The organism is Rhizomicrobium sp. (genome assembly GCA_037200385.1).
GTDB lineage: Bacteria > Pseudomonadota > Alphaproteobacteria > Micropepsales > Micropepsaceae > Rhizomicrobium.
Genome location: JBBCGL010000001.1, coordinates 1585924 through 1601269, shown reverse-complemented (window position 1 = coordinate 1601269; position 15346 = coordinate 1585924). Strand labels below are relative to the sequence as shown.

Genomic DNA, 15346 nt, shown 5'->3' with positions numbered 1-15346 from the left:
TCGCCGGCGCGACCGGCGGCGCAGGAGAGGGATCGAACGCCATGACGCTCCAACGGGCGGTTTCCAGCACGCTTGTCCTTGCCGCCGCGCTGACGGCGCTTGTCGCGCTCACCGATGCGGCGCCGACGAAGAAGCCCGCGCCGACGAAACCCGCAGCGCAGGCCGCCGCGGCGCCGCTTTACAAGGACGCGTCGGCGCCGATCCCGGCGCGGGTCGAAGACCTGCTCAAGCGCATGACGCTGGAGGAGAAGGTCGCGCAGATCGGCACGATCTGGAACAACAAGGACTCCATCCTCACCCCCGACGGCAAGTTCGATCCCGCCAAGGCGGGCGCGCAGCTGCCTTATGGCGTCGGCCAGATCGCGCGGCCCGGCGACCTCGAAGGCACCAAGCGCACCGGCCGCAGCCGCGACACGCGCGAGGCGACCGCGCTGATCAACGACATCCAGCATTGGGCGGTGGAGAAGACGCGGCTCGGCATCCCGGTGTTCTTCCACGAAGAGGGCCTGCATGGCGCGGTCGTGGTCGACGGCACGAGCTTTCCGCAGGCCATCGCGCTCGCGAGCAGCTGGGACCCCGATCTCGTCCGCCGGGTCAATGCGGTGACGGGCCGCGAGCTCGCGGCGCGCGGCGTCAACGAGGTGCTGTCGCCCGTGGTCGACGTGGCGCGCGATCCGCGCTGGGGCCGCATCGAGGAGACCTTCGGCGAGGATCCCTATCTCGTCGGCGAGATGGGCGTGGCGGCGGTGCAAGGGCTGCAGGGCGATACGCTGCCGCTGGCCTCCGACAAGGTGTTCGCGACCCTCAAGCACATGACGGGACACGGCCAGCCCGAGAGCGGCACCAATGTCGGCCCCGCGCCCTATGGCGAGCGCACGCTGCGCGAGAATTTCTTCCCGCCCTTCGAGGAGGTGGTGCGCCGCACGAAGATCCAGACGGTGATGGCGTCCTACAACGAGATCGACGGCGTGCCGAGCCATGTGAACACCTGGCTGCTGAGCGGCGTGCTGCGCGGCGAATGGGGCTTCAAGGGCGCGGTGGTGAGCGATTATTTCGCCATCGAGCAGCTCGCCGACATCCATCACGTGGTGCCGGACCACGCCGCGGCGGCGATCCGCTCGCTGCGCGCCGGCGTCGACCTCGACAATCCGAACGGCGCGTCGTTCGGCACGCTGGTCGCCTCCGTGCGCGCCGGCAAGCTGGGCGAGAAGGAGATCGACGCGGCGGTGCGCCGGTTCCTGACGCTGAAATTCGAGGCCGGGCTGTTCGAGCATCCCTATCACGATGCCGAAGCGGCCAATGCGCTGACCGGCAATGCCGAGGCGGACGCGCTGGCGGCGGAAGCGGCGCGGCGCGCCATCGTGCTGCTGAAGAACGACGGAACGCTGCCGCTGTCGAAGAGCGGGAAGACGCTGGCGGTGATCGGGCCGAACGCGGCCACGATCCATCTGGGCGGCTATTCCGGCATTCCGCGCAAGACGGTGAACATCCTGGACGGTATCCGCGCCAAGCTCGGGCCGAACGTCAATGTCGTGACGGCCGAAGGCGTGCGGATCACCGAGAGCAGCGAATGGGGCGCCGACGACGTCAAGCTCGCCGACCCGGCGGAGAACCGCAAGCGCATCGCCGACGCCGTCGCGGTCGCGCGCAAGGCCGACACCATCGTGCTGGTGATCGGCGACACCGAACAGACCAGCCGCGAGGCCTGGGCCGACAACCATCTGGGCGACCGCGACAGTCTCGATCTCGTGGGGCAGCAGGACGAGCTAGCGGACGCGCTCTTCGCGCTGGGCAAGCCGGTCGTGGTGGTGCTGATCAACGGACGGCCGCTCTCCGTCAACAATGTCGCGGCCAAGGCGAATGCGCTGGTCGAGGGCTGGTATCTGGGCCAGGAGACCGGCACCGCGATGGCCGACGTGCTGTTCGGCGACGCCAATCCGGGCGGCCACCTGCCGGTGACCATCCCGCATTCGGTGGGACAGCTGCCGATGTTCTACAACTACAAGCCCAGCGCGCATCGCGGCTATCTGTTCGACACCACGGCGCCGCTGTTCCCGTTCGGCTATGGCCTCAGCTACACGACGTTCGAGATCTCGGCACCGCGGCTGTCGGCGGCCACGATCAAGCCCGACGGCGCAGTGACGGTCACGGTGGACGTGAAGAACACCGGCGCGCGCGCCGGCGACCAGGTCGTGCAGCTCTATCTCCACCAGCAGGTCGCGTCGGTGACGCGGCCGGTGAAGGAGCTGAAGGGCTTCCAGCGCGTCACGCTGGCGCCGGGCGAGAGCCGCACGCTGCGCTTCGCGCTCGGGCCGCATGAGCTCAGGATGTACAACCAGGATATGAAGCGGGTGGTCGAGCCGGGCGCCTTCGACGTGATGGTCGGCGGCAGCTCGGCGACGCCCGACCTCAAGACCGCCGTGCTGACGGTCGCGAATTAGCGTGAGCGCCGCGGCGGAAAGCCCCGCGCCGGCCCCGCTGGGCGCGACGCGCTGGATCGTCTGCGCGCTGCTCTTCGCCGCCGTCGCGCTCAGCTATATCGACCGCCAGGTCCTCAGCGTGCTCAAGCCCACGCTGCAGCAGAAATACGGCTGGGAAGAGCAGGGCTATGGCGACGTGGTGTTCTGGTTCCAGATCGCCTATGGCGCCGGCTATATCGCGTTCGGGCGGATCGTCGACAGGATCGGGGCGCGCTTCGGCTATGCGCTTGCCGTCACGCTGTGGACCATCGGCCATATCGGCCATGCGCTGGTCACCACCACGCGCGGCTTCGCGCTGATGCGCATCCCGCTGGCGCTGGGCGAATCCGGCGCCTTTCCCGCCTCACTGGCGGCGGTGGCCGAGTGGTTTCCCACCCGCGAGCGCACCCTGGCGATCGGCCTGTTCAACGCAGGCTCCAACATCGGCGCGATCCTGGCGCCGCTGATCGTGCCGTTCGTGACCCTCGCCTTCGGCTGGCGCATGGCCTTCGTGCTGACGGGATTGCTCACCGTCGTCTGGCTGGCGGTGTGGCTGTGGTTCTACCGCAGCCCGCGCGATCATCGCGGCGTCTCGGCGACGGAGCTCGCCTATATCGAATCCGACCGCGCGCCGGAGACGCATGCGACGATCCCCTGGCGGCAGCTCTTCGCCCGGCGCCAGACCTGGGCCTATATGGCGGGCCGCTTCCTGATCGATCCGATCTGGTGGACCTTCCTGTTCTGGCTACCGGATTTCTTCGGCAAGCAGTACCACCTGGACCTCAAGAATTACGGCCCGCCGCTGGTGGCGATCTATGTGCTGGCCGATCTCGGCTCCATCGCGGGCGGCTGGGGCTCGTCGACGCTGCTCGGCCGCGGCTTCGACCTCAATGTCTCGCGCAAGGTCGCGATGCTCGTCTGTGCCCTGGCCGTCGTGCCGGTGGCGTTCGCGGTGCAGGCGGCGAATATCTGGATCGCGGTGGCGCTGATCGGTGTCGCCTGCGCCGGGCATCAGGGCTTCTCGGCAAACCTCTATGCGCTGCCCTCGGACCTTTTCCCGCGCTGGGCCGCCAGTTCGGTGGTCGGGCTGGGCGGCGCGTCGGGCGCCCTGGGCGGCGCCCTGATGGCGAAATATTCCGGCTGGGTGCTGCAGACCCTGGGCAGCTACACGCCGATCTTCGTGGTCGCGTCCTGCGCCTATCTCGTGGCGCTGGCGGCGGTGCACCTGCTGGTGCCGCGCTATGCGCCGGCCGCGGCCGCCGAATCCTGAGAGGCGCGCGCGAGCAGGTCGTGCAGCCAGCCGTTCACTGCCGCGTCGATCACCAGATGCACGCGGTCGGTGGCGCCGGTGTTCGCGACGCGATGGGGATCGGAGAGCCGCAGATACCAGGCGCTGCCGGGCTCGAGCAGCACGCGGCGGCGGTTGAGCTCGAACACCACGCCGGGATTGGTCGTCACGGGAATATGGATGCGGACCGTGCCGCTGTCGGCGTCGAGATCGAGGTCGCGATGCTCCTTGATCGTGGAGCCGGGCGTCAGGCGCATCAGGCGCACGGATAAAAGTTCGCAGCGGAAGCGCGACAGCACGTCTTGGAAGTAGGGACAGCGGGCGAGGAAGGCGGTGTCCTCGAATTCGGTCGCGTTGGGGTCGGAATAGATCTGCATCACCGGATGGCTCGCGCCCTTGGTGCCGCGCAGGGGCAGCACGCTCCAGTCGCCGTCATAGTTCTGCTGGACGAAATGCGCGATCCATTCGTCGCCGGCAAGGCCCGCCAGGTCGCGCTCGAGCGCCTGCGCGTCGAACGCGAAAGGCAGGCGCAGGCGGTCTGGTAAACTCATCGCGCCACGATATTGTGGCGCCGGGCGGCGGACAAGCGGACGGCATGAGCGAAGCAGGCACAGAGGCGGACGCGGTCCAGGCATTTTTCGCGGCGGTGCGCGCCGATCCCGCGCTGCAGGCGGAATTCGCCGGTTTCGAGGAGCTCACATCGTTCCTGCCCGTCGCGGTGCCGCGGGCACAGGCGCTCGGCTTCTCGCTGAGCACCGAAGCGCTGCGCGACGCGCTGCGCCCGGCGCCGGTGGGGATGGAACGCTACACAGGCGGGCCGCCGACGCTGGACGTGCCGCCGCCGGGCTGGCTGCCGGTCTCCGTCGCTCCGATGTACGGTCAGGTCTGCGTCGACTGGGCCTGGTTCGGGGCAAGGCCGTTCGACGACCCGTTCTATGAAGCCTCGATCCGCTATGCACTGGGACGGCCGTTGTCGCGGATGATGCCGACGCGCACGCTGCTGGGCAATCTGCCGGGATTGACGGCGCAGCTGCCGGTGCTGACGCCGGCGGCCTTCATCTTCCACATGTCGCGCTGCGGCTCGACGCTGGTGTCGCAGATGCTGGCGGCCGAGCCGCGCAACCTGGTGCTGTCGGAAGCGGCGCCGTTCGACTCCGTACTGCAGCTCGACCGCATGGTGCAGGGGCTCAGCGAGGATGTGCATATCGCGCTGCTGCGCGCCATGGCGGGCGTGCTGGGGCAGAAGCGCGTGCCGGGGCAGGAGCGGGTGATCTTCAAGACGGACAGCTGGCACAGCATGGCGCTGCCGCTGCTGACCAAGGCGTTTCCGGATGTGCCCTGGGTCTTCATCTATCGCGAGCCGGTCGAGGTGCTGGCCTCGCAGGTGCTGGAGCGCGGGATGCAGACGCTGCCCGAATTCATGCCGCCCGCGGTCTATGGCCTCCGCGACGAGGATGCGGAGGACTCGACGATCTATTGCGCCAAGCTGCTGGCGGCGACCTGCACGGCGGTGCTGGAGCCGTTCAAGGCGGGTGGCGGGCTGCTGGTGAATTATCGCGAGCTGCCGGATGCGGTGTTCACGAAAATCCTGCCGCATTTCGGGGTGACGGTCGGCGACGAGGTCCGCGCCGCGATGAGCGTGCTGACGCGGTTCCACGCGAAAACGCCGGGCATACCGTTCGAGACGCGGGAGGCGGCCAAGGCGGAAGTGATCGACGCCGCGCTGCGCGCCCATGCCCAGGCGCATATGATGCCGGTCTATCGCGAGCTGGAGCGGCTCCGTGGCGCGGGCTGAGGTCTACGATCTCACGCTGGCGTCGGCCGATTATCCGGATTGGACGGGCCCACCGCGCCGCTGTCTCGTCCTCTGCACCCAGCAGCGCTCCGGCAGCACGCTGCTCGGCGAGGCCCTCACCTTCGCGCGCGGCCTCGGCTGTCCGCTCGAGTATTTCCACGAGGGGTTTCGTCCCGCGTTCCAGGCGCGCTGGCAGGCCTCGGAGCTCGACGGCTATGTCGCGAATCTGTGGCGCCGCCGCACCGATCCGTCCGGCGTCTTGTCGATCAAGCTGTTCTGGCGCGATCTCGTCGCCCTGGCGGAAGAGATCGCGCCCGACAACGTCGCGGATGAAGACCGCATGCGTCCCGCCGCCACGCCGGCGGATTTCTATCGCGGTCTCTTCGCACACATCGCGCCGCGTCTGCCGCATGCGGAATTCCTCTTCCTGCACCGCCGCGACACGGTGCGGCAGGCGATCTCGAACTACGCGGCCTGGCGGACCGGCGGCTGGCGGCGGCTCTCGGCGCGCGACGCGCCGCCGCCGCCTTACGATTTCGACGCGATCCTCGGTCTGCACCGCCGCATCCTGCGCAGCAACGCCCATTGGCGGAATTTCTTCGCCGCCAACGCCCTCGTGCCGCACGAGATCGTCTACGAGGATATGGAACAGGACTACCAAGCCGCCATCCGCCGCCTGCTCGATGCCCTCGGGCGTGCGGACGCGCCCGTCGTCCCGCCGCGCCTCCACAAGCAGGGCGATGACGCGGCAATTGCCGCGCTCACCGAACGCTTCCTGCGCGATTTCCACGCCCGCGGCGTCCCTTAGAGCGGATCACCGTTTCACGGAATCGGTGATCCGCTCCAAGGTATTGGCTGGTCGCAATTCCGGGCGGAAAACCGCTTCGCGCTTTTCCCGGAATTGCTCTAGCAGGCTGTTGAAGAAGTCTCTGGCGGCGCGTTTGGGATCGTGATTCCCTTTGGGCGGGTCGGCCGAGGGATGGACGATGCGTGGAAGCGACGAGCGGTCCGGGGCGCTGTTCAGTTACGTGGATTTGGAGTCCCGGGTTCGCCATGACCATCCTCTGCGGGTGATCCGGGAAATTGCGAACGCGGCGTTGATGGATCTGTCGAAGGACTTCGACGAGCTCTACACGGACTTTGGCCGTCCCTCGATCGCGCCGGAGAAGCTGTTGCGGGCGACGCTGTTGCAGGCGTTCTACGGTGTGCGCTCGGAGCGGCTGCTGATGGAACGGATAGAGTTTGACCTTCTGTTCCGCTGGTTCGTCGGGCTTGGGGTGGATGATCCGGCATGGGACCACTCGGTGTTCTCGAAGAACCGGGATCGGCTGCTTCAAGGTGACATCGCGGCCAAGTTCCTGAACGCGATCCTGGCTCAGCCTCGAGTGAAGCGGCTTCTGTCGAGCGAGCACTTCTCGGTGGATGGGACGCTGATCGAGGCGTGGGCTTCGCTCAAGAGCTTCCGCAGGAAGGACGGCGCCGACAACGACCAGGATGGTCCGGGCCGCAACGCCGAGCGCAGCTTCCACAAGGAGAAACGCTCCAACGAGACCCATGAGAGCACGACCGATCCTGAGGCCAAGCTCTACAAGAAGGGCGATGGCCAGCCGGCCAAGCTCTGCTACATGGGGCATGCGCTGATGGAGAACCGCCACGGCCTGGCGGTCTTAGGCCAGGCGAGCCAAGCCAACGGCATGGCCGAACGGGACCAAGCGCTGACGCTGGTGGATCGCCATCGTCCCCGGCGACGACGGCGGATCACGCTAGGCGCCGACAAGGCCTATGACGTGGAGGCCTTCGTCGAGGCGCTTAGGGCGCGCGCGATCACGCCGCACGTCGCCATCGATGGGCATTTGAGCAAGACCGGCAAGCCGCGCAAGACGGCCATCGACAACCGGACGCTGCGCCATTGCGGTTATGCCGTGAGCCAAGTCTGCCGCAAGCGCATCGAAGAGGTGTTCGGTTGGATCAAGGCATCGGCCGGCTTGGCCAAGGTCAAGGTCCGTGGGCTGGCGCGTGTCAATGCCACCTTCGTCATGGCCTTGTCCGCCTACAACCTCATCCGCCTGCCCAAACTCCTGGCGGTGCCGGCATGACGCTGAAGGGCAAATGGCGCGTCGTCGAGACGCCGGGATATGACATGGCCGGGCCGGGCTCCTACATCCTGTTCGATAAGGATGGGGGCGAGTTCGCCCTGGATTGCCTCACCGGTTCCTTCCAGGGCGCCTGCGCAAGCGATGCCATCGAGTTCGAATGGTCAGGAAACGACGAAATGGACGAAGCTTCCGGCGAGGGATGGGCCGAGATCAAAACCGACGACTCCCTCGAAGGCGAAATCTCCCTCCAAAACGGCGACGACATCCCCTTCATCGCCCGTCGGCAAAAGACTTCTTCAACAGCCTGCTAGGCGTTGCCGCCTTCGAACCAGCAGACGAAGCGTCCGATGTGCACCGCGCGCGTCAGGCCGGCGGCGAGCTCGGCCTTGCGCGGTTCTGCGGCGTCCGCATCCTCCGGCCAGTCGGCCATCGCGGCGCGCAGGCGCTTGAGATCGATCAGGCGCGAGGCCAGCGGCGAGGCGGCGATGCGCGCGATGTCCGCCTCGATCGCGCCGCGCTGCAGCTTCAGGCGCGCGAACCATTCGGGCGTCTGGATGCCGGCCTTCTGGTTGCGCAGGATCTGCGGCGGCAGGCGGTCGGCCAGCGCATCGCGCGCCAGCGCGCGTGGCCAGCCGCCGCGCAGATAATGCTCCTCGGGCACGTTGAGGCAGAACTCGATCAGGCGCGGATCGCCCAGTGGGCTGCGTTTCTCGAGTCCCATGAAGGCCGGTGCCTGGCCGGTCCAGTCCAGCCCGATCTCGTTGCTGCGCACCAGCCATTTGACCCGCGCGGCGAAGGGATCGGCATCGGTGCGCCCTTCCTGCCAGCCGCCGATCTCCCGGATCCGCGCCTTGAGGTCGTGCGCGGCGAGGAAGTCGGGCGCGACGAAGCCGCCATGCTCAAGCCCCACGCCCAAGCCGCGCCGCCGCCGCCGCCAGGCGCGCAACGCTTCGGGCTCCAGGCGCCGCAGCAGGCGGTGGCGCAGGACCTTGTGGAACGGCCGGCCGCTGACCCGCCAATTGGCGTGGAGCTCGCGCAGGAAGGTGAGCGGCGCGCCGTGCAGCAGGTGCCAGTGCAGGCTGCTGTTGGCGCCCCAGGTGAGGGTGAAATTCCCCCAGAGCCCATCCAGCAGGACGCGATGGCCGCCCGCCACGGCCCGGTCGATGGTGGCGGAGAGCCAGCCATGGTTGAGCGGGTTGAACACCGGCATGCCGTTGATCGCGAAACGCAGCGCGGGATTGAGGTCGACCGCATGCAGATCGGCGTCGTCCGCCTCGACCAGGTCGATATTGGGGTGCATCGCGGCCAGGGCGCGCACCCCGGGGCCCTCGTCGAAACACTGCCGGTCGTTGTCGGGCCGGCGCAGCGCCGCGGGCGGCACGCGCGCGATGACGGTGAGATGCCGCGGCGCCAGCAGCCGCGCCGCCGTTGCGGCCACCGCCGGAGAGTCGAGCCCCGCGCTGCATTGCACCGCGACGGGCCGCTCGCTGCGCAGCATCGGCGCCACGGCGCGGTCGAGGTGTTCGCGCGCGGCCTCGACATAGTCCGCATGCCGCTTCAGGCCCAGGTCGCGGCGCCGCGGCGTCCAATAGGACGATACGCGGATGCCGTTCGCGTCGCACTGCGCGAGGCTGCCGGAGGGCACGCGCAGCACGCCGCGATAGATCGTGCGGCTCTGCTCGAACATGTTGAGGGCGAGGATGTCGCCGAGCACGGTCTCGTCCAGCGCGCGCGGGATTTGCGGCAGCATGAAGAGCGCGTTGAAGCTCGTCGCGAAGGCGAGGAAGCCGTCGCCGCAGTGGTAGAAGAGCGGCCGCCCGCCCATCTTGTCGCGTCCGAGCAGCAGAGTCCGTTGCGTGTCGTTCCATAGGGCGAACGCAAAGCCGCCTTCCAGGCGCGGGGCGGCTTCGGGCCCGAAGCGCTCGAAGGCCATCAGGCAGAGTGCGCCGTCCGGGGTTTCGCGCAATGTCGCGGCGCCGACGCCGAGCGCGGCGGCAATCTCCTCGCGGTTGTCGAGCCGGCCGGCGAAGACGAAACGGCTGTCTCGGCCGTGACCACTCAGCGGCTGGCGCTCAAGCCGGTCCTCCGGCGTGATGACGAAGAGGCGATGGACGAGGGCGGCGCGGGGCGATGACCACTGGGTCTCACGCAATCCATCGAATGCGGGAAGGCCGCGCGCCAGACGCTCGACATCGCGCACGCCCACCGGCGGACCGGTGAAGCGGATCAACCCGGCAAATGCGCTCAGGGCTTAGGACGCGTCGTTGGAAGCATGTGGGTTGGAGTCCTGGTGCAACTGGTAGGAGTTGGCGGAATCCTCCAGCCCCGTGCCGTGCACGACGCGCGGCGTCAACCACGGCTTGCGCTGCACCGCGCCACCGGACGCAATGTCTTTGATTTCCCGAGACTTACCGGCGCCGTTCATACCATCCCCGCTGTAGAATCGATCAGGAACCGGCTTTAGCACACGCCGGACGCACCGTCAGGATGGTACCGAACTTCCTCCGCGATCACAACCGCCATGCAGTGCGGTTCGGCGGCGGCGTACCATTTGCGTCACGTAGTTTTCGCACACGCGAAATCGCCTCTTGGTATTGCGATATCTGGGCGCGCAACCACAACGATTTTATCATTCCAAAATGTACTTCGGCTGTTCTAACAATTCATTTGAACAATCGCGACTCGCTAGTTAAGTTTCTCGTGCTGTCGATTCCTATTCTCTGGCGAAACGCCGGAATCCCTCCTGTCTACTTCCCCTCTCTTGAGGAGTTCTCATGACCAACTATTACCTGGGCCAGATCGGCATTTACGGGTTCAACTTCAATCCGCGCGGCTGGGCGCTTGCCAAGGGAGACATCATCCCGCTGGCGCAGAACACGGCGCTCTATTCGCTGCTGGGCACGACCTATGGCGGCAACGGCCAGACGACCTTCGGCCTGCCGGACCTGCGCGGCCGCACGCCGATGGCGTTCGGTCAGCTGACGTCGATGGGCGAGATGACCGGCACGGAGAGCGTGACGCTCCTGATCACCGAGATGCCGTATCACTCGCATGCGTTCATGGCGAACAACAGCCCGGGCACCCAGGCGGGCCTGCAGGACGGCGTGTTCGCCGCGCCGGTCAACGGCAAGACGGGCGCCGCGGAGAACTTCTATTTCGCGACCGGGCCGAACGTCGTCCTCAACCCGCAGCAGTGCAGCGTGGCCGGCGGCAGTCAGGCTCACAACAACATCCAGCCGAGTCTCGGTCTGAACTTCTGTATCGCGACCACCGGCTATTATCCGGCCCGTAATTAGCGCCTGGAAAGAGGAAACCACACATGACCAATCCCTATCTCGGCGAAGTCCGGATGTTTGCGGGCAACTTCGCACCCAAGAACAATGCGATGGCCTGGGGCCAGATCATCAGCATCCAGCAGAACAGCGCGCTATTCTCGCTCTACGGCACCTATTACGGCGGCAACGGCACGACGACGTTCGGACTGCCGGATCTGCGCGGCCGTCTCGCGGTCGGCCAGGGCCAGGGTCCGGGCCTGCAGAACTGGACCATGGGTGAGCAGCAGGGCACGGAGGCGGTGACGCTGACGACCCAGCAGATGCCGATGCACAACCATCCGCCGACCGCGACAACGGTCGGCACGGCGAACGTGAACACGCCGCAGGGCAATTATCCCGCGACGCTCGCGAACCCGCCCTGGACGGGCTACTGGATCGCGAACGGCAAGCAGACCGGCTCCCCGATCCAGTTCTCGGCGAGCGCGGTCGGCTTCACCGGCAACAACCTGCCGCACGAGAACCGCATGCCCGCGATGGCGCTCACCTACATCGTCGCGCTGTCGGGCATCTTCCCGAGCCGCAACTAATCCAATTCAACCCCTCGCGGGAGACCAAAACTATGTCGATGCAGTATATCGGTCAGGTCATGCTTTACGGCTTCAACTTCGCGCCGATCAATTTCGCGTTCTGCCAGGGCCAGCAGATCGCGATCTCGCAGAACGAGGCGCTGTTCTCGATCATCGGGACCACCTATGGCGGCAACGGGGTGACGACCTTCTCCCTGCCGAACCTGATGGACCGCTCCGTGATGAGCTGGGGCCAGGGGCCGAGCCTGTCGAACTACGACCTGGGCCAGACCTCGGGCCAGACCTCGGTGACGCTGAGCCAGAGCCAGTTGCCGCAGCACAACCATCTGGTCTATGGCACCCAGCCCGGCGCCACCACGGATTACGGCCTGGTGCCGACGCAGAACGGCTGGTTCGGCGACCGCGGCCAGCCCGGCAGGATCTTCGCGCCGACCCCGACGGGCAACACGCTGGGGGTCAATGCCCTGCAGCCCAGCGGCGGCAGCCAGCCGCATGAGAACGAGCAGCCGATCCTGGGCATGAACTATTGCATCGCGCTCTACGGCATCTTCCCGTCGCGCAACTAGCCGCGGGTCCGCAAAAGCGCGCCACGGGCGCCGGTTTTGGAGCATGATCCGACCCCATGGAATCGGGTCATGCTCCCATCGTTTTGCGGGATCGCCATGCTTGCGCTGCCTGAACGCCTGACGCGCGACGGCATCGCGCTGCGCCCGTCCAGGAAGCGCGACCAGCCCTTCCTGCGCGCCCTGTTCGCCACGCTGCGCATGGATGCGGCCGCCCTGGCGCAATGGCCGGAGGCCCAGCGCGAGCCTTTTCTCGACGACCAGTTCCGCCTCCAGGACCTCCATTTCCGCCGCTTCTATCCGAAGGCGGACTTCCTGGTGATCGCGCAGCATGGCACGCCCATCGGCCGGCTGATCCTGGACCGTGGCCCGAGCGAATGGTCGCTCATCGATATCGGTTTCCTGCCGCCCTTCCGCGGCCGCGGGCTGGGAGAGGGGCTGCTGCGCTGGGTCCAGGCTTCGCTGAAGGACGCCGGCGCCAGGACCTTCGTGCTCCAGGTCGAGTTCGGCAACCCGGCGCGCCGGCTCTATGAGCGCCTGGGCTTCGTGGAAGACGGCAACCTCGAGCCGGGCGGGCTCCATGCCGCGATGGTGTGGAAGGCCGGGCCGTGATCCGACCGGATCGCGCTTAGTTGAAGATCGCCTCGTATACGACGCCGTCGCGCTCGCGCCCGATCGGCACGATGAAGATGTCGAGCTTGCCGGTCCCCGGGTTGGTGAACGGGTAGGTCTTCTGCGGCAGCAGGATCGGATTGGCGCATTTGAAATAGAGCGTAAAAGGCTCGGCCCGCAGGCCCGCGACCACCCGCGGCGGCCGCCGCCGGGCCTCGACCAGGGTCATGTCGACCGACGATTCGCCCAGCGCGATCGAGAAGATTTCGCGCAGATGGCCCGCAAAGAACTCATAGGAATAAGCCTGCATTACAGCCCCGATTACCGCTTCGACATCTGCGCCGAATTTTCGCCGTCCACGCGCAACTTGTAAATATGGCAAGGTTCGTTTAGCCCAAACACGTTGGGGACAAGGCAAAGGCGGCATGCATCATTACCGGGTGTGCGGTTACACCGTGGTCTCCGATCTCGATCTCCCGGGCGCTATCGCCGCGCCGCCCCCCGGTGCGGCACCGGACGTGCGGGTGCGCCGCGGCGCGGTCCCCGCCACCCTTGGCGAGGCCTCTCACCGCGGTCCCAATTGGGCGATGACGGACGACCGCTTCATGCTGCGTGTTCCCGGCGTGGCCCGCTTCCTGATCGCGCAAGGCCGCGAGATCCTGTTCGAGACCGAAGGCGGCACCAGCGAGGCCGATGCCGCGATCTTCCTGCTCGGCAGCGCGTTCGGGATCTTGCTGCACCAGCGCGGGCAGATGGTGCTGCATGCCAGCGCCGTGTCGGTGAGCGGAAAAGCCGTGCTGTTCTGCGGCCCCTCGGGCGCCGGCAAGTCGACCATCGCCGCGGCGCTGGGGGCGCGGGGGTTCGCGCATGTCAATGACGATGTCTGCTGCCTCGGCTCGGATGCCGACGGCCGGCCCACCATCGTGCCCGACGGCAGGATGCTGAAGCTCTGGGCCGACGCGGTGGAGCGCCTCGACGTGGCGGAGCACAAGGGCGCGGCGGTGCGCTCGCAGATGGAGAAGTTCTATGTCGAGCCGTCGTCGGCGGCGGTCGAGGACGCGCTGCCGATCGGCGCGATCTACATGCTGCGGCGCGAGCGGCCGTCGCTGGCGCGCGGCATCGAGCCGCTTTCGCCGCTCGATGCCGCGATCCTGCTGCGCCGCAACGCCTATCGCCCGCGCCTGATGCGGATCATGGGCCTCGCCGATCGCTTCTTCCGGGAATCCTCGTCGCTGCAGCGCCACGCGGGCCTGTTCCGGCTCACCCGGCCGCTCGATTTCGCCATGATGCCGGAGGTGGCGGACATGCTCGCGGCGCATTGGCGCCGGCTCGGATTGCTGGAGACGGCGCGGTGAGCGGTCTGGTCTGGCTCGCCTCCTATCCCAAATCGGGCAACACCTGGTTCCGGCTGCTGCTGTCGAACCTGGCGGGGCAGGGCGAGACGGACATCAACGATCCGAACGAGGACATGTCGGTGGCGAGCGCGCGCTACCCTTTCGACGACATCACGATGCTCGATTCGAGCCTGCTGACGCCGGACGAGGTCGATCTCCTGCGCCCCAGCGTGTTCGAGACCATCGCCGGCGGCGACTATCGCGACTATTCGGCCTCGCGCGAGATCGCGAACGGTCCGTGGCCGCGCATCATGAAAGTCCACGACGCCTACACGCGCAACGCCGACGGCCGGCCGCTGCTCGGCGCCGCGCAGGGGGCCATCGTGATCGTGCGCGATCCGCGGGCGGTGGCGCCGTCGCTCGCCAACCATCTGGGCTGCAGCATCGACGCGGCGATCGAGACGCTGGGCTCGGAGAACAACGTGTTCGGCGGCGTCTCGGGCCGGCTGGGCGTCCAGCTGCGGCAGAAGCTGCTGAGCTGGAGCTCGCATGTCGCGAGCTGGCTCGACCAGAGCGATGTGCCGGTGCATCTCGTGCGCTATGAGGCGCTCAAGGCCGACACGCCGGGGGTTCTGCGCGCCGCGCTGGCCTTTGCGGGCCGCGACATCACGCCGGCCGAAGCCGGGCAGGCGGCGCGCCTCGCCGATTTCGCGCGGCTGCAGGCGCAGGAGCGCGCCAAGGGATTCCGCGAATGGACTTCGCCTCATGGCGGCCTGTTCTTCCGCCGCGGCGAGGCGGAGGCCTGGCGCGAAGAATTGTCGCCGCCGCAGATCGCGCGGATCGAGGCCGACCATGCAGCCATGATGCGCCGGCTGGGCTATAAATTCCTGCAGCAGGGGGGAATGGGCGGATGAGCGACGACATGGACCTGACGCCGCGGACGCGGATCGCACGCGCCGAGGGCTGGCTCACGGCGCGGGTCGGCGACGAGCTGATCATGATGAGCGGCAGCACGGGCCGCTATATCGGCTTGACCGAAACAGGCAGCCGCATCTGGGAACTCCTGGCCGAGCCGCTGGCGCTGGCGCCGCTTTGCGATGCCCTGGAAGCCGAATACGACGCGCCGCGCGACGTCGTCGAAGCGGAGGTCGTTGCGTTCCTGCGCGACCTGGCCGCGCATGGCGCGGTGCATCTGACGCCGGCCGCCGGCTAGCGAAGCGCCAAGGGTTGAAATTGCGTGAACGGGGCAAATTTCCGTTAACCCTGAGCGCTATGCAAATCTTTACTCGGGCTGGGGATGATACGGCGGGAACACCATAATCAGGTCCGCTGGTTAT

17 protein-coding genes are annotated in these 15346 nt (G+C 67.4%); 13 read left to right on the top strand and 4 right to left on the bottom strand.

Annotated features, from left to right (window positions below; genetic code table 11):
- Positions 1–41: 41 nt before the first annotated feature.
- Together WDM91_07500 and WDM91_07495 are read left to right on the top strand one after the other, a co-directional pair.
- Positions 42–2441, top strand: coding sequence for a glycoside hydrolase family 3 N-terminal domain-containing protein (locus WDM91_07500; GenBank protein MEI9994423.1), 2400 nt, complete (start codon positions 42–44; stop codon positions 2439–2441).
- 1 nt (position 2442) lies between these two features.
- Positions 2443–3729, top strand: coding sequence for an MFS transporter (locus WDM91_07495; protein MEI9994422.1), 1287 nt, complete (start codon positions 2443–2445; stop codon positions 3727–3729).
- On the opposite strand, the gene WDM91_07490 is transcribed toward WDM91_07495, so the two are convergent.
- Positions 3699–4298, bottom strand: coding sequence for an aspartyl/asparaginyl beta-hydroxylase domain-containing protein (locus WDM91_07490; protein MEI9994421.1), 600 nt, complete (start codon positions 4296–4298; stop codon positions 3699–3701). The genes WDM91_07495 and WDM91_07490 overlap by 31 nt on opposite strands.
- Before the next feature lie 44 nt (positions 4299–4342).
- Here WDM91_07490 and WDM91_07485 point away from each other — a divergent pair, with 44 nt between their 5' ends.
- The 4 genes from WDM91_07485 (at position 4343) to WDM91_07470 (ending at position 7949) form a co-directional block, all read left to right on the top strand.
- Positions 4343–5542, top strand: a complete 1200-nt coding sequence (locus WDM91_07485; GenBank protein ID MEI9994420.1) for a sulfotransferase — start codon at positions 4343–4345, stop codon at positions 5540–5542.
- Positions 5529–6350, top strand: a complete 822-nt coding sequence (locus WDM91_07480) for a Stf0 family sulfotransferase (protein ID MEI9994419.1) — start codon at positions 5529–5531, stop codon at positions 6348–6350. The genes WDM91_07485 and WDM91_07480 overlap by 14 nt, the downstream gene beginning before the upstream one ends.
- 178 nt (positions 6351–6528) lie before the next feature.
- Positions 6529–7638, top strand: a complete 1110-nt coding sequence (locus WDM91_07475) for an IS5 family transposase (protein ID MEI9994418.1) — start codon at positions 6529–6531, stop codon at positions 7636–7638.
- Positions 7635–7949, top strand: coding sequence for a hypothetical protein (locus tag WDM91_07470; GenBank protein MEI9994417.1), 315 nt, complete (start codon positions 7635–7637; stop codon positions 7947–7949). Before WDM91_07475 ends, WDM91_07470 begins: the two co-directional genes overlap by 4 nt.
- On the opposite strand, the gene WDM91_07465 is transcribed toward WDM91_07470, so the two are convergent.
- On the bottom strand, positions 7946–9868 hold the full coding sequence (locus tag WDM91_07465) for an asparagine synthetase B (protein MEI9994416.1): 1923 nt from the start codon (positions 9866–9868) through the stop codon (positions 7946–7948). The genes WDM91_07470 and WDM91_07465 overlap by 4 nt on opposite strands.
- A 21-nt stretch (positions 9869–9889) precedes the next feature.
- A complete protein-coding gene (locus WDM91_07460) occupies positions 9890–10063 on the bottom strand; it encodes a hypothetical protein (GenBank protein ID MEI9994415.1) in 174 nt (57 codons plus the stop codon).
- Between the two features lie 349 nt (positions 10064–10412).
- On the opposite strand from WDM91_07460, the gene WDM91_07455 reads away from it, so the two are divergent.
- From WDM91_07455 to WDM91_07440, 4 genes are all read left to right on the top strand, one after another.
- Entirely contained in the window at positions 10413–10934 is a 522-nt protein-coding gene (locus WDM91_07455; GenBank protein ID MEI9994414.1) for a tail fiber protein, read from the top strand.
- 23 nt (positions 10935–10957) lie between these two features.
- Complete coding sequence (locus tag WDM91_07450; protein ID MEI9994413.1) at positions 10958–11500, top strand: tail fiber protein; 543 nt, start codon at positions 10958–10960, stop codon at positions 11498–11500.
- A gap of 32 nt (positions 11501–11532) precedes the next feature.
- A complete protein-coding gene (locus WDM91_07445) occupies positions 11533–12066 on the top strand; it encodes a tail fiber protein (protein ID MEI9994412.1) in 534 nt (177 codons plus the stop codon).
- A 96-nt stretch (positions 12067–12162) separates the two neighbouring features.
- The gene (locus tag WDM91_07440; GenBank protein ID MEI9994411.1) at positions 12163–12675 is read left to right on the top strand and encodes a GNAT family N-acetyltransferase; all 513 of its coding nucleotides are present in this window, start codon (positions 12163–12165) and stop codon (positions 12673–12675) included.
- Positions 12676–12691: 16 nt separating this feature from the next.
- Here WDM91_07440 and WDM91_07435 read toward each other — a convergent pair whose 3' ends face one another.
- Positions 12692–12985, bottom strand: coding sequence for a hypothetical protein (locus tag WDM91_07435; GenBank protein MEI9994410.1), 294 nt, complete (start codon positions 12983–12985; stop codon positions 12692–12694).
- Between the two features lie 115 nt (positions 12986–13100).
- On the opposite strand from WDM91_07435, the gene WDM91_07430 reads away from it, so the two are divergent.
- Genes WDM91_07430 through WDM91_07420 form a run of 3 tightly spaced genes read left to right on the top strand, consistent with a single transcriptional unit; the run spans position 13101 to position 15222 of the window.
- On the top strand, positions 13101–14030 hold the full coding sequence (locus WDM91_07430) for a hypothetical protein (GenBank protein ID MEI9994409.1): 930 nt from the start codon (positions 13101–13103) through the stop codon (positions 14028–14030).
- Positions 14027–14923 (top strand): sulfotransferase domain-containing protein, encoded by an 897-nt coding sequence (locus WDM91_07425; GenBank protein ID MEI9994408.1) that lies wholly within the window; start codon positions 14027–14029, stop codon positions 14921–14923. The genes WDM91_07430 and WDM91_07425 overlap by 4 nt, the downstream gene beginning before the upstream one ends.
- Entirely contained in the window at positions 14920–15222 is a 303-nt protein-coding gene (locus WDM91_07420) for a PqqD family peptide modification chaperone (GenBank protein ID MEI9994407.1), read from the top strand. Before WDM91_07425 ends, WDM91_07420 begins: the two co-directional genes overlap by 4 nt.
- Positions 15223–15346: the final 124 nt, after the last annotated feature.